The following is a 19,908-nucleotide window of genomic DNA, read 5'->3' as shown; positions in this document are numbered from 1 at the left end:
GCTTTGCCAAGCGTGAAATTTGGCGTTTGGACAGATCGTGGGAAGTGTGGCGGAAATTGTTGCGGTTCCCGACAAGACTGATAGGGTAATGGTTTGAATGGCCATCAGACCCGGTGGTTGCTGGAGCAGGATGGCCCGAAAATCCTGTGTCTGGAATGTATTTCTGAAACTGATTGTCCTCAGGGCCTGCCGAGCATGAATTCCCGCGTCGTACTGCGTCACCATACCCGATACCAGTATGACCGACCTGTCTTTCTGGGCCGTCAGACCGTGCGTCTGTGTCCGGTGCCGCGTGTGGCCTCTGTCATCCGGAATTATGCGCTCGACATATCGCCGGATACTGCGGATGTGCTTTGGCGGCACGATGCGTACGGCAACCGTGTGGCGGAAGTCGGGGTTCAGGAGCGCGTTACGGCGTTTGATGTTTCGGTCAGTATGGAGGTGGATCTGGGTAGCCAGCCGGGTGAGGCAGGAGAAGCAGAAACACCGGTCTGTGCCGCCTACAGGGATGTCGATACGGCTGGGGCGCAGGTGTCCCGCTTTGTCGAAGCCTGGCGGGTTGCGGGGGAACAGAAGGTTCCGTCCGTGGTGGCGGATCTCAACCGGGCTGTGGCGGAGCGTCTGACCTATCAGCGCAGATTTGAACCGGGCGTGTGGACGCCTGAAGAGACGTTGCAACGAGAAAGCGGCTCATGTCGTGACAGCGCCTGGCTTCTGGTAACGATCCTGCGGCATCTTGGGTTTTCGGCACGGTTTGTATCCGGCTACCTGATCCAGCCGGATGACGTCACTGGCCTGAGCTGTGACCTGCATGCCTGGGCTGAAGCGTGGATTCCGGAAGGTGGTTGGGTTGGTTTTGATACGACGTCCGGTCTGATGGTGGCGCAGCATCACATTCCGCTGGCGGTCGCCGGGCGTCCCGAGGAAACCGCGCCCATTTCAGGACTGCTGGACCGGTGCAAGGCCACGTTTGAAGTCACGATGCGTGCGACACCGCTTCCCGTCGGGAACATTGCTCCGGAACTGGCCATGATCGGGGAAGGCGGTGTAATGCATTCCCATGAAGCTCTTTGAGTGCCAGTCCTGCGGACAGATTCTCTTTTTTGAAAACACGGTTTGCGAGCACTGCCGCCACCCCGTCGGGTACCTGCCGGAACAGTCTCTGCTGACTGCGCTGGACCCGGCTGGGGAGCGGCTGTGGCACCCGCTTGAGCCCTCGGCCCGGCACGAGAGTCTGCGCTACTGCTCCAATCATGATCATGACGTCTGCAACTGGCTGACCGAACCTGACCCGCAGAGTGACAGATCGTTCTGCTTTGCCTGTCGCTTCAACCGTACGATTCCGAGCCTTGATATCCCCGGAAATCTGGAGCGCTGGCGCAAGATCGAGGTGGCCAAGCATCGCCTGTTCTACACGCTTCTGCGACTCAGACTGCCCATCCGGGATCGACGTCAGGACCCGGAGAACGGGCTGGTGTTCGACTTCCTCGACGATGCGCCGGACGGATCGGCGCCCGTCATGACGGGGCATTCCAACGGCGTCATTACCATCGCCATGCGCGAAGCCGACGATGCAACACGGGAGCGGATGCGTGTTGAGATGGGAGAATATTACCGCACGCTTCTCGGGCATTTCCGGCACGAAATCGGGCATTACTACTGGAATCTGCTTGTGCGCGACGCTGGGCGCCTGGAGGAGTGCCGCGCTGTTTTCGGTGATGATCGCGCGGATTATCAGCAGGCACTTCAGGTCTATTATGACAGCCCCCCGCCGCCCCAATGGCAGGACAATCATGTCAGCGTCTATGCGACATCCCATCCTTGGGAGGATTTTGCAGAAACCTGGGCGCACTATCTGCACATCGTCTCAACGCTCGAAACCGCTTGTGCTTTCGGTGTAAGCGTCCATCCGCGTCTTGAGGGGATCGGCCATGCTTCCGGGCGAACACTCGAAGATCCGTATACGCAGGCATCTTTCGAAGACATCATGCAGGCTTGGTTGCCCCTGACCTACGCCGTGAACAGTCTGAACCGCTCCATGGGGCTGGCGGATTTCTATCCGTTTGTGCTGACGGCAGGTGTCATGCACAAACTCGCTTTCATTCATCGCCTGATCCGCGAAAGTCAGAGCGCCTGAATTCAGGGAAAACTCTACGGAACGTTTGCATACGTCATGATGTAACGAGGCTTGCGACGCCCTGTCAGTCCAGTCGGACGGAAGGACGCACAAAGGTTTCCACCCAGTCCGAGTAACAGGACATCAGACCGCGATAATAGCCAAAGAGTTCCATCTGATGCTGGCGATACAGCATCAGATGCGCCAGCCGCGCCGAAAAACCATGCGAGATTCCTCCGCCCCAGACGGTGCCCCCCGGGAGGGCGGCCCAGCCATTGTATTTTCCGAGCGCCACAATCGCGCCTTTGTTATGGAAGACGCAGCCCGGGACTTTCCGGCCATGTTCGATCCATGCGGGAAGATATCGGGCCAGATGTTTGGCCTGTTGCCCCGCGACCTGAGCCGTGGCGGGCAGGGGATCGTCCTGAATGAAAGAGCAGTCCCCCAGCGCGAAAATACGTTCATCGTCAATGGAAGAGAGGTTCGGATTGACGAGAATCTGGCCTGTCCGGTTGATCGTCAGTCCGCCATAGGCAGTAGTGACTTCGGGGGCTTTGACACCTGCCGCCCAGACACGCAGCTTGGCGGGAACGTAAGATCCATCTTTCAGAATGAAGCCATGGGCGTCCGCTCCCGCAACGCGGGCATTGGTCTGAACGGTCACGCCGATATGTTCGAGTTCCTTTTGGGCAGCCGCAGAAACGGATTCCGGAAAGGCGGGGAGGATACGCGGGCCTGACTGAAGAAGCGTGACATGCAGCTTGGGCGGTGCCTTACCGAAAGCGTGCAGATTATACGGGCCTACGATTTCCAGCGCCTTGTGCAGCTCTGCGGCAAGTTGAACACCCGTCGCACCGCCGCCGACAATCGCGATGTCCAGTTCGGACGTGTTGGCGAATGCGCGAAGCAGTTCCATACGGAATTTCTCGTTGAAAGCATTAGCCTCCACGAGGTTGTCGATGGACATGCAATATTCTTTAACGCCGGGTGTGCCGAAATCATTGGCGCAACTGCCGATCGCAATGACGATCGTGTCGTATTTCATACGGCGGCTTTCCAGAACGACGGTGCCGTCTGCTTCCAGAAGCGGGCTGAGGATCACTTCCCGGTTTTCGCGGTCAATGGACGCAACTTCGCCCGGCCAGAATTCGAAATGATGACCGCTGGCCTGTGAGATGAAATTTACTTTATCATTCTCGTTGCTGAGCGTGCCCGAGGCAAAGCAGTGCAACATTGGCTTCCAAACATGGGAAAAGCTCTTGTCGATCAGCGTGATGCGCGCTTTTCCGGGCTTCCCCATTGATTTTCCGAGACGCGTTGCGAGAGACAGGCCGGCGACACCACCTCCGACAATCAGGATTTCAGGTCGAGACAGCATCGGTTTTCAGGCCTCCGTTGAGGGGATGGGCATCAGAAAAAGATACACGGGAGAAAGCTGTTTGCGCCTCGCTACGGCAGTAAACAGTGAGGTTCGGAAGAGACTATTATGAGCATTCCGGATATGACGAAAATCATATTCAGGTGACTGTAATAAAGTTCGGTGAGTTCTTTCCTATTTCGTAAAAACTCAAATAAGCGTGATAAATTTTTACAAAATATACTGAAAAGATTTTTTTAGATGTTGCGTCCCTCCGATAAAAAAAGAGGTGTTTTCAGTAGTCTAAAACCAGAAAATATCGTGATCTGAGTTAAAATTGATAGAAAATGTCATTATAAAACGTTAAATGAAACAAAACATTAACAAGAGAAATAATCAGAAACCAGTAAATGTCCCGCGCAGCGAGAGCAGATCTCTGTCTTTTCCAGTCCAGGGTTTTACGAATGTCTTTCTCAAGTCGGTCTTTCGCGTTGGCGCTTTCAGCGTCCGTTCCATGTCTTGTGCCTGTTTTTGCTTTTGCCCAAGATTCCCAGAACGTTTTTTCTCTTTCTGCGCAGTCTCTCACATCTGCTTTGACGGCTTTCAGTCGACAGACCGGGGTTCATGTCGCGTTTGATGCCAATGCGGCAAACAGTCTGCGTTCTGCTCCCCTTTATGGGAAAATGGATAATCTGAAGGCACTTCGCAGGCTTCTTGGTAAGAATGCCTTCAAAATTGACGCATCAAATCCCAAAAACATTACGCTGCATGCGAGACCTGCCAGAAAATCCACCGGCACTGAAGCTGATATGGTGGACAACCTGACGGTGAGGGGAAGCCGCCACGAATTACGGACCAAGCGTAATTTTGCGGGTGTCGTTGATTCGATCACTTATGATGACACGTCCAATCTGGGTGGAGCGACGTCCATGGCCCAGCTGCTGACGCAGCTTCCGGGTGTCACGGGGATTCGTAATGGCGACGAACCCCGTTATATCAGCGTGCGTGGCGTGTCGTCGGATCTTAACCAGACGACACTGGACGGTATGACGCTCGCAAGTATCAGTGACGGCGGTAGCATCCGCCGACGCGTCAATATGCAGAACATACCGGCCGAAATGACGGGCGAAGACGATATTTACAAGACTTTTACAGCCGAACAGGATGGGGGTGCTATCGGTGCGGTCATTAACATGAACCCTCGCAGCGCCTTCGACCATGACGGGCTCTACAAATACATCAATGCTTACGGCATTTACGGCACCGAAAAAGGATCGGCAGGCGCCAACAGGATCCCCGGTATGTCGCCACATCTGGGACAGGGTGCCAAGGCTGTTTTCTCTGACCGGTTCGGTGCACACAAGGAATTCGGCATCATGACCTCGTTCCGGTACCAGAGGCGGACCCGGAACACGACCAAGAAATGGCAGGAAGACAGCTACAATTATTATAATGCCAAGGGTAAAATTCTAAGTCCGAATGATCCCAGTACGCCGGGGTGGAATGGCATGACCGCTCCTCGCTATGTCGATGGCGGGAGCTATTCCAACGATCTGAACTCTCTGGGTGGTGCCGCGCGTCTTGAATGGCATCCCGAAAATAGCGGATTTAATGCATCCGTTATGGGATATTCCTACGAAAGATGGGAAAATTCCTTCATGGAGCACAACGAATACCTGCTCGACGATACAGCGATCTGGAACCAGACCCCCACGTCCGGCCGTGAATACATCTATCGCGCCCGGACGATCGGCCGGAAAGATAACTGGCGGATGAACACCAATGGTGTGCTGGGGAATTTGAGCTGGCACGACAATATTTCGACGCTGAAATTGCGCGCTGGTTATACATGGGAAGACTATTACAATCACGAGCCCTATGTGACTGCGAGAGTCTACCCTAAAGAAAATGCAAAAGGCGCTGTTTACGCCGATTATACTATAAATAAAGATAATGTCGCCAATCTTGTCGATATTATCGATATGAACAAACTCCTCAACAGCGGTTATGCTTTCCAGACAGTTCAGCAGGAATACGACCGTGACCATGAAGGGGTTACGAATGTTCGCTTGGATTACACGCGTAATTTGAATCCGGATTTTCACGGATTTGGATTTGCAAGCGGTTTTGAATGGCGCAGTCTGAACGCCACCAATTCGTCAGATCAGCTTTGGTACAAGCCGGGCGGAAATGCGGCATCCAGCATGTTCATCCCGAATATGCAGAACCCGAACGGGCCATTCTTCGATCTGACGAATTTCCCGTGGGACAAGCAGACCCCTGATCCCGCCAAATCCAAAAATTACACGGAACTGGCGTATTTCCGTTATCAGGAACAACTCTTTGATGGGTATGTTTCGCTGCATTATAAGTGGCGGAAGTCACAGATTATCGCCGGTGTCCGTGCTGACTCGGTGAACTTCAATGCGTTTATTCCAGGCACCGACAGTTCATCGAATCCGACAGGGAAAATCGAGAAAAACCGGGGCGGTTATATCAACCCCCTTCCTTCCGTGACATTCGTTCATGAATTTCCCAAAAATCTGATACTGCATGCCGTCTATAGCCAGTCGGTAGGCCGCCCTCAGCCGACGGACCTCGCGCAGGCTGCACAATATAGCTGTGGTGACTCCCAGAATACGCTGCCCGGAGACATTAACTGTTCGCTGTCACGAGGTAATCCTAATCTGATGCCACGTAAGGCTCAGAATTTCGATATTTCTCTTGATAAATTCTTCAATCGCGGAAAAGGCGTCTTTAGCGTAGCTTATTTCGATAAGATGATCAAACATGATATCTATACCACTCGATCAACCGAATTGATCAATGATGAACTGACCTATGTCACGCAGCCGCGCAATGCCAATAACTCATCACTGATGGGGGTAGAGGTTTCTGTTGTTGATCGCAGCATTCAGGGCCCATGGAGGCAATCCTTCGACATCAATGCCAGTGGAACCTGGATGCGCGGTCGGATGACCTATCAAGGTGTCAACGTCTCATACAAGCTGAAGCAACTGACCGAGCAGCCCTCCTATGTCTTTAACGGGAGCGTGACATGGCACATCCCGCAGATCCGTGGTGCAGTCAAAGCAGCCTTTTCATATTCTGCGAAATATCTTGAAGGTCTCAATGACGACCCGACCCAGATGTATGGTTACGGCTCCCAACCCAGTCTGGATCTTGGCGCCTGGAACGATATTACCGATAATCTTCGCCTGAAATACGAAGTCTATAATCTGGCGGGTTCGCATACGCGGATGTATTACGGAGAGCACCTCAATCGGCTGGAAGCGAAAGAAGATTACGGCCGCAGTATTTATTTTGAACTGGTTTATAACTGACGTTCTAGTTTTCCGATTGCCCCCGGAGTACGCTCCGGGGGCAATACGGTTCAGGCAGCGAAGACTTTTGAAATGGCGTCCTGTGCTTCCTGCTGAATGGCGCGCAGGTGTTCCGGGCTGACAAAGCTTTCCGCGTAGATCTTGTAAACATCCTCCGTGCCGGACGGGCGTGCGGCGAACCAGCCGTTTTCGGTAACAACTTTCAGTCCGCCGATCGGTGCGTCATTACCCGGTGCGCGGGTTAGTTTGCTGATGATTTTGTCACCGGCCAGCGTCTCCAGTGGGAACTGTTCAGGCGTGAGTTTGCTGAGCTTTGCTTTCTGTTCCGGGTTTGCCGCTGCGTCAATGCGCTCGTAATAGGGTGTGCCAAGACGGGCGATGATTTCATGATAATGGGCGCTGGGGTTCTTGCCGGTCTTGGCTGTAATTTCAGCCGCCAGAAGGCCCAGAATGAGACCGTCTTTGTCCGTGGTCCAGACGGAGCCGTCGCGCCGCAGGAACGTGGCGCCTGCGCTTTCTTCACCGCCAAAACCCAGCGATCCATCCATCAGACCGGGCACAAACCACTTCAGGCCGACCGGCACTTCCACCAGTTTGCGTCCCATTTCGGCTGCCACGCGGTCGATCAAGCCACTGCTGACGAGCGTCTTGCCCACGCCAAGTTCCGGGCTCCAGTCCGGGCGGTTCTGGAACAGATAGGAAATCGCCACGGCAAGATAATGATTGGGGTTCATCAGGCCATCGGGCATGGCGACGATGCCGTGGCGGTCGGCATCGGTGTCATTGGCGAAAGCAACGTCGAAGCGGTCTCCCATTTCGATCAGACGTGCCATGGCATAGGGGGAGGAGCAGTCCATACGGATCTGCCCGTCCCAGTCGGCAGTCATGAAAGAGAAGGTCGGGTCCACCACGTCGCTGACGACGGTGGCGTCGAGGCCGTAGCGGTCGATGATGGGCTTCCAGTACGCGACGGCTGCGCCGCCCAGCGGGTCAATGCCGATTTTCACGCCAGCGTCCCGAATGGCCTTCATGTCGATGACGGAATCCAGATCGTTCACATAAGGCGTGATGAAATCGTAGCCCTTGATGCAGGCTTCCTGCCGTGCCTGTTCATAGGGCAGGCGTTTGACGTCTTTCAGGCCGTTGGCGAGAAAGTCATTGGCCATGTCCTGAATGGCTTTGGTGATGGCGGTATCTGCGGGGCCGCCATTGGTCGGGTTATACTTGAAGCCACCATCGGCCGGAGGATTATGCGACGGCGTGATGACCACGCCATCGGCAAGGCCCGTGGTGCGGCCCTTGTTGTAGGTCAGGATGGCATGGGAAATGACAGGCGTCGGCGTATAGCCGTCATGTTCGTCGATCCGCACGTCAATGCCATGAGCTGCAAATACCTCAATGGCGGATTTCTGTGCCGGACCAGAGAGCGCGTGGCTGTCCATGCCAATAAAGAGCGGCCCATCAATTCCTTCGGCCTTGCGATGGCGACAGATGGCCTCGCAGATGGCGAGGATATGGTTTTCGTTGAAACTGGTATGGAGCGAGGAACCGCGATGGCCCGATGTTCCGAAAGACACCCGCTGCGTGGAGACCGCAGGATCGGGTTTGCGATCATAATAGGCTGCGATCAGGGCGGGAATGTCGGTGAGCTGGGAAGAGGAAAGTGTTTTTCCGGCCAGGGGACTGAGATGGGCCATTGCTTCAGAGTTCCTTGCATCCACGTTGAGATATTACCGTCTGTTGACGGCCATAACGCATGAACGCCCTATGCGGGCGCGTCGTTCAGGCAGGAGAACGTGTATCTGGATCGATGTCCAGAGAGATGCGTCAGTTCTATGAAGATTGAACGTCAATGGCTTATGGAAGCCCAAGTGCGGAAATGTCCTCATCTCAGTTCAGAGAAAATCTAAAAATTTATCATTTCTTAAGTAATTCAAATAAATCTTCGTCAGAAATATCGACATGGTTGGTTTTAGAAATACTTATAAAATAAAAGTTCCATAGCGATAAAAATTTATTTTTATCATTGCAATAAATTTTCCTGCATTTTAACGAATGATTCTCCTTCATTAAAATATGTTTTGATTATTTCAGAGTAAATTCATTTATATTTTTGGAGTTTGTTATGTCATCTCCTCCTTTGGAAACTGCAGATTCTTCTCCCTCTACAAAGCCCCCTCAGGCACAAATTAAAAATCAGACTGGCAGTTCAACGACCCTGGATGCGGCAGCAATTGCAGCGAAACTCTCAGAGCTGAAAACATCTTCTAAAGGCCTGACATCATTAGAAGCTAAAGACCGTCTCGCCAAAGATGGCCCAAATGCCATTCAGGCGCATGAAGAAAGTCGCTGGAAAAAGCTATTGGGCTATTTCTGGGGACCAATTCCCTGGATGATCGAGATTGCAGCAGTTATTTCGTTTCTGCGTGCAGATTGGCCAGATTTTTTTGTTATCGCGGGCTTGCTCCTTTATAACGCAGCCATCGGCTTCTGGCAGGATAATAAAGCAGCCAATGCGCTGGCCGCCCTCAAAAAAGGCCTGGCTCTCAAGGCCTCTGTATGTCGCGACGGTGTGTGGGCCTCCATCGATGCAACTGAGCTTGTGCCGGGAGATGTTGTAACGGTTGCTGCGGGAGAAATCGTTCCTGCCGACCTGCTGCTCATTGATGGAAAATATCTGTCTGTTGATCAGGCTGCTTTGACGGGCGAGTCTTTGCCGGTTTCAAAGAAAATTGGTGATGGAGCCTATTCCGGGTCGATTGCGCGCCAGGGCTCCATGATCGGTGTGGCTGTTGCAACAGGGAATAATACTTTTTTTGGCCGTACCGCAAAGCTGGTCGCGTCCGCTGGAAGCAAGTCACATGCAGAGCAGGCTGTTCTGCGGATTGGAGACTTTCTGATCATTCTTGCGGCAGCGCTCGCCGTCGTGTTGGTCGGAGCGCAACTCTGGCACGATCTGGCTTATCATGGTGTCTGGCATTGGAGCGAAGCCGGCGGGATCGCACAGTTTGTGCTGGTTCTTCTTGTCGCCTCTGTACCAGTGGCCATGCCGGCGGTGATGTCTGTAACGATGGCGCTCGGAGCACTGGCACTTTCGCGACAGAAAGCCATCGTGTCACGTCTGTCAGCCATTGAAGAACTGGCAGGTGTTGACGTGCTGTGCTCGGACAAGACCGGAACACTCACTCAAAACAAGCTGACACTGCAAGCTCCGATCCCATTTGGAACCGCCAAAGCAGACGATCTCGTTATTGCCGCCGCTTTGGCGACCCAGAAAGAAAGCACGGACGCCATTGATCTTGCTGTTCTCAAGGCGCTTCCTGACAATAATCCGCTGGGCTCTTACAAGCCTGTGGATTTTATTCCGTTCGATCCTGTCAATAAGAAGACCGTCGGCATTGTGCAGGACGCTGCCGGGCATAAAATCCGATATGCCAAGGGCGCCCCACAGGTTATCGCGACGCTGTGCGGAATGAAAGAAGAGCCGACTGGCGCGAATGATAACACTCCGACGGCCGAATATTTCGGTAAAGTTTCCGAACTGGCCAGTCATGGCACCAGATCTCTGGGTGTGGCGGTTTCTCAGGATGATGGGGCGACCTGGACCTTGCTGGGGCTTCTGCCCATGCTGGATCCGCCGCGCCCGGATGCGGCAGCAACGATCGCACAGGCGAAAAAGCTTGGGTTGTCCGTAAAAATGGTGACAGGCGACGACGTCGCGATCGGCTCTGAAATCGCCCATCAGTTGGGACTGGGCGAGCATCTGCTCAAGGCGAGCGACATCTTCTCAGCAGATATGAATCCAAACAAAATTCCGGTTGATGCGGCACGCGCCGTTGAAGTCGCGGATGGATTTGGGCGCGTCTTTCCCGAGCATAAGTTTGAAATTGTCAAAGCCTTACAGGAACTGGGCCATATCGTCGCCATGACAGGTGACGGCGTTAACGACGCTCCTGCTCTCAAACAGGCTGATTGCGGGGTCGCTGTCAGCGGGGCAACAGATGCAGCCCGTTCTGCAGCGGCCTTGGTCCTGACGGCTCCGGGACTATCAACAATCGTGAATGCGATCGTGGAAGCGCGAGCGATCTTCGAGCGTATCACGTCATATATTTATTATCGTATCGCAATGACGATCGATATCATGTTCCTTGTCGTCGCCGCATATCTCGTTTTCGGTTTCCAGCCTCTGACCGCGATCATGATCGTCGTTCTGGCGCTGCTGGACGATATTCCGATCATGACAATCGCTTACGACAACGTCGTGACGTCGCCCGAACCGGTGCGGTGGAACATGCACCGTATTATTTCGTTCTCTTCCATCATGGGTATTGCGTCTCTGGCCGAAAGTTTTGGACTTCTTCTTCTCGGCGTCGGCTGGATGCATACGCCCTGGCTGATGGACATTGTTCCGCTTACAACCGCTCATCTTCAGACAATGATTTTCCTGCAACTTGCTGCTGGCGGCCACCTGCTTCTATTCGTTGTGCGCACCCGCAATACGATCTTTCGGCGTCCTTATCCCAGCCGTCCGCTCTTTCTTGCGGTTGTTGGAACGCAGATCGTGGCTGTGCTGCTGTGCGTCTTCGGCATTCTCGTTCCTGCACTACCCTGGATCATGATTGGTGTTGTTTGGGCCTATGCCTTGATCTGGATGGTCATTATCGATGCCGTCAAGATTATTTCCAATTCTCAAATAAAGCGTCGTGAAAAGAATAGCCTGAAACTGGTTCAGCCGATTGCTCACAGCTAATTTTTGATTTCGAATAAGGATTATTGCTATGGATTTACGTCGTAAATTGACCGTTAAGCCGAAAACTGAAGTTCGTCTTAAGGATGTCAACGCATCATATCACGCGCATTACAAAACAGAGCATGACGCCGATAAGGATATTGAAGAACATCAGGCACTTGTCAGTGCGTATCAGCAAAAATTATACGCTGAAAAGAAACATGCTCTTTTGATTGTTCTTCAGGGCATTGATGCTGCCGGAAAAGACGGAACCTGCTGGCACGTCATGAAAGCGATGAACCCTCAGGGAACATCCGTGCATGGTTTTAAACAGCCAACGGAAGAAGAAAAGCTTCACGACTTTCTATGGCGCGTTCATCCCCATACACCTGCTCGCGGACAGGTCAGTGTCTTTAACAGATCGCATTACGAAGATGTTCTTGTGACGAGAGTACATGATCTGGTTCCCAAAAAAATCTGGTCAAATCGATACGATCTTATCAATGACTTTGAAAAAATGCTGGTTGCGAACAATGTGACCATTCTGAAGTTCTTCTTGTATATTACGCCGGAAGAGCAGCTGGAACGCTTTCGTCAACGTCTGGACGACCCGGCCCGGCAGTGGAAAATCAGCGATGCTGATTATAAGGAACGGGAATATTGGGATAAGTATACTGCCGCCTATCAGGACATGATGGAAAAATGTTCTACAAAACATGCACCTTGGTACATTATTCCGTCGAATAACAAATGGTTCAGGAACCTCGCCGTGTCCAATATCATCTGGAAAACTCTTCAGGATATGGACCTGCGTTTTCCTGAACCGACCGTTGATATTGAGGAAATCAGAAAAGAATATCATCAGGCAAAAAAAGAAAACATTTAATCGGCTGCTCAGGAGTGGTCTTCAAAATTGAGTTTTGATGTTTCCGATGTCTGGGCTGGTATAGTTTATGAATATAACACTTTTTATTTTTCTGATGGTTTATCTGGCGATGGGGCTGGGCAAGTTGCCCGGCTTCAAAGTCGATCGCACCGGCGCGGCCATGATTGGTGCCATGGCGATGATGGCCGTTGGCAGCATCGGGGCCAAGGCTGCATGGGTAGCAGTCGACTATCGAACGATCGGAATGCTGTTCGGCCTGATGGTCGTTTCGGGCGCATTTGCTGAATCAGGCTTTTATGAATGGGCGGCACGCAAAGTTGCAACGCTTTCTGTTGGGCCAGTAACGCTTCTAGCCGTTTTCGTTGCTGTGTCTGGCTGTCTTTCTGCCCTGCTGACGAATGACGTCGTGGTCGTCGCCATGACCCCTCTTCTGGTATCCGTTACCCTGGCGCGTGGTCTTAATCCGGTTCCGTTTCTGCTGGCTTTCTGCTTTGCAGCCAACACCGGATCAGCCGGGACTTTAATTGGAAGTCCCCAGAATATGATTGCGGCCCAGGAATTGGGGATTTCATTTACAGGCTTCTTATCCGTAACTGGAATACCGGCCTTGTTATCCCTTCCAATTGTATGGGGCATTGTGGCCTGGATGTATCGTGGCAAATGGACTTTAGAGCATGCAAGGGTTTGGGGAGGGGAAGATACGGACAAAACAACCCCAAATTCCTTGAATATTCCTGAAACCTGTAAGGCAATTTTTATCACCATTGCTGTCATTATTGCATTTGTTCTGGATGTCTGGCCAAAAGAACTGGTGGCACTGACAGCCGCCGCAATTCTATTGTTAAATCGAAAAATATCATCAAGCGATGTTTTGCGGCGAGTGGATGCAAATCTTTTGTTGCTGATATCCGGCCTATTCATCGTGAATGCGGCCCTGTCGAAGACAGGTTTGCCTCAAAATATTTTGCATGATCTTCATAGGTATGGAATTGATTTAAACAATCCTTTGTCCCTGTTCTTAACAAGCGCAACCTTGAGCAACATTATCGGGAATAATCCGACTGTTATGTTGCTGGTCCCATTTTTAAGTCCGGGTACAAATGTCAATGCTATAGGGGCAGCCCTGGCGCTGGGAACAGGGTTCTTTAGTAACCTGATAATTTTCGGTAGTCTTGCTGGTATTATCGTTGTCGAACAGGCAGCTCGTTGCGGTGTAAAAATTTCTTTTGCAACTTTTTCGCGTGTCGGAGCACCCATCTCTGTGGCCTGTATGCTCATGGCGGCCGGTTGGATTTTATTTCTTACAAATCATTGGACATAGGTGACTATCGATCGCGTGTGATGAGCAGTTTAAGGTCTTTTCCAAGACTGAAGCAGATTTTTACCTCAGATCAACACTGCCTGAATCTGAAAAATGAGAAACCCTATAGTTTTAGTAGAGCAGGAAAGGGCGGCGTTTCTGAGTGAAGGCCGCTTCCTCAGGTTTCCAGCCTGCCATGATTTCGGTGACTGACAGGTTTTGGGAAAGCTGCTGGCGGAGGGTGCTGCTGCCGGCGAGAATGTCAAAGGTTGCGCCGAATTTTCTCCAGATCGGGCGGTCGGATATTTTGAGGGCGCTCTGAAGCAGGGTTACGCCTGTCAGCAATGGATCGAAGGATCTGCGCTCCGTGATGGCGAGCTGAAGCCCGTGGCATAGCTGCTCTTTCGCGACGTCTGCGGTGGGTGTGAACCAGTCTTCGCGGAACAGGCATCCCGGCAGGGCGGCGTCGTTGAGGCTGTCCACCCAACGGGTCGCGTCCAGATCGGGCGCGCCGAGTGTGAGGAAGGGCGATGCCGTCCCGCGGCCGACAGAGAGGGTTGTGCCTTCGAACAGGCAGGTCCCCGGATAGGCGAGGGCTGTGGTGATGTCGGGCATGTTGGGGCTTGGAGGCACCCAGACGAGGTCGGTTTCGTCCAGATACAGATCCCGCCGCCAGCCGGTCATGGGGATGACGCTGAGTTGGGCGGGGCGCCCTGCCTGTTGGGGCACGAACTGGCTGTTAAAGAGTCGTGCGAGTTCGCCCACGGTCATGCCGTGTCGCAGAAGAAGCGGAACCCTGCCCACGAATGAAGAAAAGGCCGGGTCGAGGGTGGGGCCGCTAGGGTGCACGCCCGTGATGGGGTTGGGTCTGTCCAGCACCATGAACGCGATGCCGCAGCGGGCGCAGGCGGCGAGGGCGTCGAACATGGACCAGATATAGGTGTAGAACCGGGCGCCGATATCCTGAATGTCGAAGACGAGAAGGTCGATATCCGCCGATTTCAGGAGCGCATCCAGCTTCGGGCCGGAGAGCGTGTACATGTCATAGACGGGGATGCCCGTGCGGGGGTCGATGCTTTTTGTTTCGGCATGACCCGCCTGCGCCGATCCGCGAAATCCGTGTTCCGGTCCGAAAATGGCTTTCAGGTTGACGCCCGGGGCGGCGTGCAGACGGTCCGCGATATGGCGCAGATGGCGGTCCACGCTTGTGGGGTTGGCGATCAGGCCCAGTTTTCGGCCTTTGAGGGCCTGATAGTGGTCGGCTTCGAGAACGTCGTAGCCGGTTCGGACTTTGGCAGGGGAGAGGCATCCGGCGGCCAGCCCCGAAGCGGTTGCCCATGATGTGGCCGCAGTTCCCGCGCACAGGCCCATGAAGGTGCGGCGGCTGAGGGGCGTTTTTGGTGTGGCTGTTGCGGAAGCAGGGTGAGGCATGTGAGACGGGCTCCGGGTCTTCCGCTATTCGGCTTTGGCGACGGCGGTGACGAGATCATCCATGATTTTGGTCGGATGTGGCAGGTCGTCCGGGATATCGTTTGCGAAAATGGCGATCAGGAGTGTCTGGCCGTGCGTGGTCCGAAGATAGCCGGAGAGCGAATGCGTGGCGGCAAGTGTGCCGGTTTTTGCATGCAGGTGGTCCGCGACGGGGGTGCCGATGAAGCGGTGTGCCAGCGTTCCGTCCTGCGCTGCAAGAGGAAGGTCGTCGCGCCAGTCTGCGCCCCAGGGCTGAAGCTCCGCGAGACGCAGGAGTTGAATGACACTCTGGGGTGTGACGCGGTTGTAGGGGGACATTCCCGAGCCGTCATAAAGCGCGACGCCTGCGGCATACAGGCCCAGCGCGGCCAGCACCCGGCTGCGTTCTGCGAGGCCGTCCGCGACCGAACCGTTTCCATGCACGAGCGCCAGACGGCGCAGCAGAAGCTCGGCATGGAGGTTCTGGCTGACTTTGAGCAGGTGACGGATGTCGTCTTTCAGATCCGGGGCGGGCAGGGTGGCGAGGATGCTTGCGTCTGGGGTGGGCGTATCAGGGGTGGTTTTCGTCAGACGGTGTCGGACCTGCATCGTCTGCACCCGGATGCCTGCGTCATGCAGCAGGGATTTGAAGTGACGGGCGGTTGAGAGGGTCGGGTCGTCCAGACCGATTTTCAGCGTCTGGGCGGGAGCAGTGAGCGGGAGCGTGCCGGTCAGGACGACACGGTTTTCGCCGGGCCTCTTCTCAAAACTCAGCTCAGGTTTGCCGTCCGGAACAGTTAGTGCCTGATTGAGCAGGAACAGGCCTTCGTCGGGTGTCGACCAGTGAGCAGTCGGGCGGTCGCCGGGGCGGGATCCGGGCTGGACAGTCAGTTCAGCGGTGTTGTCGTTCAGCGTCAGGGCCGAGACAGCGGTGCCCCACTGGGTTGGGAGGTTGTTCCAGCTCCATCCGTCGCCCCAGCGTTCGTCCGTAAAAAGCCGATCATCCGCGATGATGGCGTGGATATGTCTGAGGCCCTTCGCGGAGACGGTATCCGCCAGTGTCTTCAGGCAGTCGGTTTTGCAGGCCGCGTCATCAGACATGACGGCATCGCCCGAGCCGCGCAGGATGAGGTCCGGTGCTCCGTGTTGGCGGCGGCCGAGCAGGAGCGTCGTGGGGTGTGCGGCTGCCGCATGGTCCAGTTCTGCAAGCTCGGCCATGGCGGCGGCTGTGGTGAACAGTTTGGTGTTCGAGGCCGGGATGAAGCGTCCGCTGGGGTTGCGGGAGAACAGGATTTTTCCGTCCTGGGTGGCAATGACGATGCCCCATCGGACGCCCTGATCCTGCGAGGATTGCAGGATGGGAGCGAGTCGCTTCGCAAGGGCGTGCGGTCCGAGAGGGGGCTGAGTGCTCTGGACGGCGCAGGCACTCAGGAGGACAGGCAGTCCGGCAGTGGCGCGGGAGAACAGCTTGTGAAAGAGCCGGGGCAAACGGTGCGGAGCGTGGTTGGAAATCTGATGCATGAAGGCCCTGACTGAAGATGGATTGAAGGCTGAAAAGACAGAGGCTGCCCCCGCAGGTCGGGCAGGCAGCCTCGTGGGTAGATCAGGTCTGGAGAGCCCGGCTCAGAACTCCATGCGGATACCGCCGCGATAGGCTCGGCCCAGCAGGTTGCTGTAGGTTTCGTCGGCTTCGAGCCCGCCTTCCGGCAGCAGGATCGGGGACGTGTTGGCGAGGTTGGTGACGGTCAGGAAGATCTGCATCTTGCCGATTTTCTCGACCGGCAGATTGTAGGTCGCGTTCATGTCGAAGTAGAAAATGCCCGTAACGCGGTTGTTGTTGATCGTGGGGTAGTTGGCGTTATACGCAGGGCATGTTCCGGAGCACTGGATGTAGCTGTTGGAATAATTGCCTGCGCTGATGCCGTGCGCGATGGCCGTGAGGCTGTAGCGGTCTGTGCTGTAGGTGGCTGAGAAACGATAGATCCAGCGCGGCGGGCCGGACGAGATGTCGCCGGATGTGTCGACCGTGTAGCCCACGCCGGAGTCCGAGACATATTTCAGGTAGTTCGTGGCCTGACCGTGGATGGTGATCTTGCCATCGGCGTCGCGAAGCAGGCGGCGGAGCGGGAAGGTGTAGGACGCGTCGATGTCGATGCCGCTGGTTTCGAGTTTGGCGAAGTTGAAGGGTGAGGCGTTGATCAGGAGATCGCGCGTGCCTGTCGGGTCGGGGCGGATGGCCGAGCAGAACGTGGTGTAGCCCGAATAACATTCGTTAATGATGGACTGCGGATAGAACTGCTGGATCGCGTTCTTGATCTTGGTGTGGAACCAGTCGACCGAGATGGCCATACCGGGCACGTATCGCGGTGTGATGACAGCGCCGACGACGGTCGTATTGGCCGTCTCGGGGCGCAGTCTCGTGTTGCCGGTCGTGGTGGCGAGAACGGTGTTCGTCAGGCCCGTTTCCGGATTGAGCACGGTCGTCGTCTGAGATGTTCCGGCATTGTAGAGTTCGTTGATGTTGGGCGCGCGGATGTCGTGGGATTGCGTGGCGCGGAACAGGACGTCTCTGATGGGCTGCCAGGTGCCGCCGATCTTCCATGTCGTGACATAGCCGGAGGTCGAATAGTCCGTGCCGCGGACGGCGCCGTTGAAGGACAGGCCTTTCGCGAGTGGAACGGCGGTTTCGAGATAGGCTTCCTTTACGCTGTAATGGCCGAATGTCGGGCGGTAATTCCCGACGGACCAGCCGGACTGGTATTCGGTCGGCACATATCCCGAAGAGCGTTCGTCACGATATTCGCCGCCGACGGCCACGTTCACGTCGCCCGCCCATGTTGCGAACGGGATCGTGGAGAGGTTCACGCCCGAAACGATTTCCTGAAACCGCTGGTTCCGCCATGGGGCGTCAAGGACGTAACCGATGGATGCGGGAGACATGACGCCCGTTCCCAGCCAGTCGATGGGGGAGCAGCCATTGCCCGGATTGGTCAGGGACGAGCGGCAGACAATCTGTCCGGCGGAGTTGCGCACGGCATCGGTCGCATTGGCGATTTTCGCCGTGTTCATGACGTTATAGATCTGCTCGTGCGTATGGGTGACGCCATACTGTCCGTAAGCGCTCCACGACGCGCGTTTGCCGAACATCTCGAAATTGCCTTCGCCGCCGAAGGTGTAGCGCTGGACGTTGCGTGTGTTATCGGTCCGGCGATACGGCATGTCGAGCGCGGTCGTGCCGACGGTGACGTTCGAGACGTTCTGCAATGCTGCCGCGCCGAGCGCATCGACAAGATAGGGGTTGGTCCCTTTCAGGGACACCGAACTGATATACTGGGGTCCGGAATTGTAGACGTATTCGCTCTCATTATAGGCGCCTTCCGCATACAGGGTCATCCAGGGCGCGACGTCATAGCTCAGACGTCCGAAGAGGTTTTTGCGGTCGCTCTGGGGCTCCAGGCCGATGTTCTTGTTGTTGTTGGCAAGGTTCTGGTCGCCGCCGACCGAGACGCTGGACGTTGAGAACGAGCCGTAGTTGTAGTGATTGACGCTGCCACCGGGGCCGAAATAGATCCCGCGCAGGGAGTTGGCCACGCCGCCCGTGGAGGCGTTGATGATGCCGCCGGGCATGACGTTGTTGGTGCCTGCATTACCGACGCGGAGGTAATAGGGTTGGCCGTTTCCTGCGACATAGTCGGGGTTGGCGACGATGCGGCTGCCGTTCACGTTCCAACTGCGGGATACGTGGAAAATGCCGTCCTGATGGGCGATGTCGCCGCTGAGCAGGACGTGGCCCTTGCCATGCGCGAAGCCGAAGCCACCGGCAATGGCAGCGTGTTCGTTCTCACCGTCGCCATAATCTGAAATGCCGGAATCCGCGCTGACTTTCAGGCCCGTATAGGTTTTGTCGAGTACGAAGTTTGTGACACCTGCAACGGCATCGGAGCCGTACTGCGCGGACGCACCCCCCGTCACGACGTCCACGCGTTTGACCAGCTGCTGGGGGATTGTGTTGATGTCGACGATGCCGGTGATGGCGGAAGGCGTGATCCGTCGGCCGTCCATCAGCACGAGGGAGCGGACGGGGCCGAGGTTGCGCAGGTTGAGCGCGTTGATGCCGGCTGTGCCGTCACTGAGGGAGTAGGCAGAGTTCTGGGGCGTCTGGCTGCCTGCGAACTGCGGCATCTGGTTGATCAGATCGGCGAGGTTGTTGCTCGGCGCCTGGTTCAGGATTTCCTGCTGGTTGAGGGAGCTTATGGGGGTCGGGGATTTGATGTGCGAGTTCGCGATGTGACTGCCCGTAACAGTAATGACTTCCCGGTTGGAGTCAGTCTGTTTTTGTGTCTTTTTGTGATTTGCGGTGGGTTTCGAAGGCTGCAAAGATGCGTGCTTGGTATCCGCAGGCTTGGAGACTGTTGCGGCAGCGTAAGCCTGCTGCTGCATGAGGAATGTTGCGCCCGATGACAGGGCCGCAAAAGACAGGAAATAAGACTTCAGGGACAGTCTGGCGGTCATACCCTCGTTCCTTCGATAAGCGCCAGTGGGCGGTGATGTTTCGGTTTCGAATTAATATGCCTGCCGGTCACGCAGGCGTCGATGTCGAAACTGCGCGCGCCATATAACCCGAAGTTATGTACGCGCCATCCCCTGACGTTTCATGAAGGCAATATTTGGAGGGCGACAGGGGAAATGATGGCCCGTTTTCCGGGAGGATCTGCCATTTCAGGATA

11 protein-coding genes are annotated in these 19,908 nt (G+C 55.0%); 6 read left to right on the top strand and 5 right to left on the bottom strand.

The window, feature by feature from the left end; all coding sequences use genetic code 11:
- Positions 1-195: 195 nt before the first annotated feature.
- A complete protein-coding gene (locus JK213_RS07860; RefSeq protein WP_194262534.1) occupies positions 196-1,074 on the top strand; it encodes a transglutaminase family protein in 879 nt (292 codons plus the stop codon).
- The gene (locus JK213_RS07855; protein ID WP_194262535.1) at positions 1,061-2,137 is read left to right on the top strand and encodes a putative zinc-binding metallopeptidase; all 1,077 of its coding nucleotides are present in this window, start codon (positions 1,061-1,063) and stop codon (positions 2,135-2,137) included. The genes JK213_RS07860 and JK213_RS07855 overlap by 14 nt, the downstream gene beginning before the upstream one ends.
- Before the next feature lie 64 nt (positions 2,138-2,201).
- On the opposite strand, the gene JK213_RS07850 is transcribed toward JK213_RS07855, so the two are convergent.
- The gene (locus tag JK213_RS07850) at positions 2,202-3,494 is read right to left on the bottom strand and encodes an NAD(P)/FAD-dependent oxidoreductase (RefSeq protein WP_194262536.1); all 1,293 of its coding nucleotides are present in this window, start codon (positions 3,492-3,494) and stop codon (positions 2,202-2,204) included.
- Positions 3,495-3,937: 443 nt separating this feature from the next.
- On the opposite strand from JK213_RS07850, the gene JK213_RS07845 reads away from it, so the two are divergent.
- On the top strand, positions 3,938-6,817 hold the full coding sequence (locus JK213_RS07845) for an outer membrane beta-barrel protein (RefSeq protein ID WP_194262537.1): 2,880 nt from the start codon (positions 3,938-3,940) through the stop codon (positions 6,815-6,817).
- 50 nt (positions 6,818-6,867) lie between these two features.
- Here the strand turns inward: JK213_RS07845 and pgm are convergent, their stop codons facing one another.
- Positions 6,868-8,514 carry a phosphoglucomutase (alpha-D-glucose-1,6-bisphosphate-dependent) gene (gene pgm / locus JK213_RS07840; RefSeq protein ID WP_194262538.1) on the bottom strand — a complete coding sequence of 549 codons (1,647 nt, stop codon included), beginning with the start codon at positions 8,512-8,514 and terminating at the stop codon, positions 6,868-6,870.
- A gap of 428 nt (positions 8,515-8,942) precedes the next feature.
- Here pgm and JK213_RS07835 point away from each other — a divergent pair, with 428 nt between their 5' ends.
- The 3 genes from JK213_RS07835 to JK213_RS07825 all read left to right on the top strand — a co-directional run bounded on the left by JK213_RS07835 (position 8,943) and on the right by JK213_RS07825 (position 13,753).
- Positions 8,943-11,567, top strand: coding sequence for a plasma-membrane proton-efflux P-type ATPase (locus JK213_RS07835; RefSeq protein WP_194262539.1), 2,625 nt, complete (start codon positions 8,943-8,945; stop codon positions 11,565-11,567).
- Between the two features lie 28 nt (positions 11,568-11,595).
- Positions 11,596-12,432 (top strand): polyphosphate kinase 2 family protein, encoded by an 837-nt coding sequence (locus JK213_RS07830; protein ID WP_211571336.1) that lies wholly within the window; start codon positions 11,596-11,598, stop codon positions 12,430-12,432.
- A 67-nt stretch (positions 12,433-12,499) separates the two neighbouring features.
- A complete protein-coding gene (locus JK213_RS07825; RefSeq protein WP_211571335.1) occupies positions 12,500-13,753 on the top strand; it encodes an SLC13 family permease in 1,254 nt (417 codons plus the stop codon).
- Positions 13,754-13,864: 111 nt separating this feature from the next.
- Here the strand turns inward: JK213_RS07825 and JK213_RS07820 are convergent, their stop codons facing one another.
- From JK213_RS07820 to JK213_RS07810, 3 genes are all read right to left on the bottom strand, one after another.
- The gene (locus JK213_RS07820) at positions 13,865-15,163 is read right to left on the bottom strand and encodes an exo-beta-N-acetylmuramidase NamZ domain-containing protein (RefSeq protein ID WP_194262542.1); all 1,299 of its coding nucleotides are present in this window, start codon (positions 15,161-15,163) and stop codon (positions 13,865-13,867) included.
- Between the two features lie 24 nt (positions 15,164-15,187).
- Positions 15,188-16,702 (bottom strand): D-alanyl-D-alanine carboxypeptidase/D-alanyl-D-alanine-endopeptidase, encoded by a 1,515-nt coding sequence (dacB, locus tag JK213_RS07815; protein WP_211571334.1) that lies wholly within the window; start codon positions 16,700-16,702, stop codon positions 15,188-15,190.
- Positions 16,703-16,804: 102 nt separating this feature from the next.
- Positions 16,805-19,693, bottom strand: coding sequence for a TonB-dependent siderophore receptor (locus JK213_RS07810; RefSeq protein WP_194262544.1), 2,889 nt, complete (start codon positions 19,691-19,693; stop codon positions 16,805-16,807).
- Positions 19,694-19,908 lie beyond the last annotated feature (215 nt).

The organism is Gluconobacter sp. Dm-44 (genome assembly GCF_018256175.1).
Lineage (GTDB): Bacteria > Pseudomonadota > Alphaproteobacteria > Acetobacterales > Acetobacteraceae > Gluconobacter > Gluconobacter cadivus.
This window is presented reverse-complemented; position numbering and strand designations above follow the sequence as displayed.

What these genes read in the sequence shown, in the direction of transcription:
- JK213_RS07860 (WP_194262534.1), top strand. Translation starts at nt 196, where the DNA reads ATGAATTCCCGCGTCGTACTGCGTCACCATACCCGATACCAGTATGAC.
- JK213_RS07855 (WP_194262535.1), top strand. Translation starts at nt 1,061, where the DNA reads ATGAAGCTCTTTGAGTGCCAGTCCTGCGGACAGATTCTCTTTTTTGAA.
- JK213_RS07850 (WP_194262536.1), bottom strand. Translation starts at nt 3,494, where the DNA reads ATGCTGTCTCGACCTGAAATCCTGATTGTCGGAGGTGGTGTCGCCGGC.
- JK213_RS07845 (WP_194262537.1), top strand. Translation starts at nt 3,938, where the DNA reads ATGTCTTTCTCAAGTCGGTCTTTCGCGTTGGCGCTTTCAGCGTCCGTT.
- pgm (WP_194262538.1), bottom strand. Translation starts at nt 8,514, where the DNA reads ATGGCCCATCTCAGTCCCCTGGCCGGAAAAACACTTTCCTCTTCCCAG.
- JK213_RS07835 (WP_194262539.1), top strand. Translation starts at nt 8,943, where the DNA reads ATGTCATCTCCTCCTTTGGAAACTGCAGATTCTTCTCCCTCTACAAAG.
- JK213_RS07830 (WP_211571336.1), top strand. Translation starts at nt 11,596, where the DNA reads ATGGATTTACGTCGTAAATTGACCGTTAAGCCGAAAACTGAAGTTCGT.
- JK213_RS07825 (WP_211571335.1), top strand. Translation starts at nt 12,500, where the DNA reads ATGAATATAACACTTTTTATTTTTCTGATGGTTTATCTGGCGATGGGG.
- JK213_RS07820 (WP_194262542.1), bottom strand. Translation starts at nt 15,163, where the DNA reads ATGCCTCACCCTGCTTCCGCAACAGCCACACCAAAAACGCCCCTCAGC.
- dacB (WP_211571334.1), bottom strand. Translation starts at nt 16,702, where the DNA reads ATGCATCAGATTTCCAACCACGCTCCGCACCGTTTGCCCCGGCTCTTT.
- JK213_RS07810 (WP_194262544.1), bottom strand. Translation starts at nt 19,693, where the DNA reads ATGACCGCCAGACTGTCCCTGAAGTCTTATTTCCTGTCTTTTGCGGCC.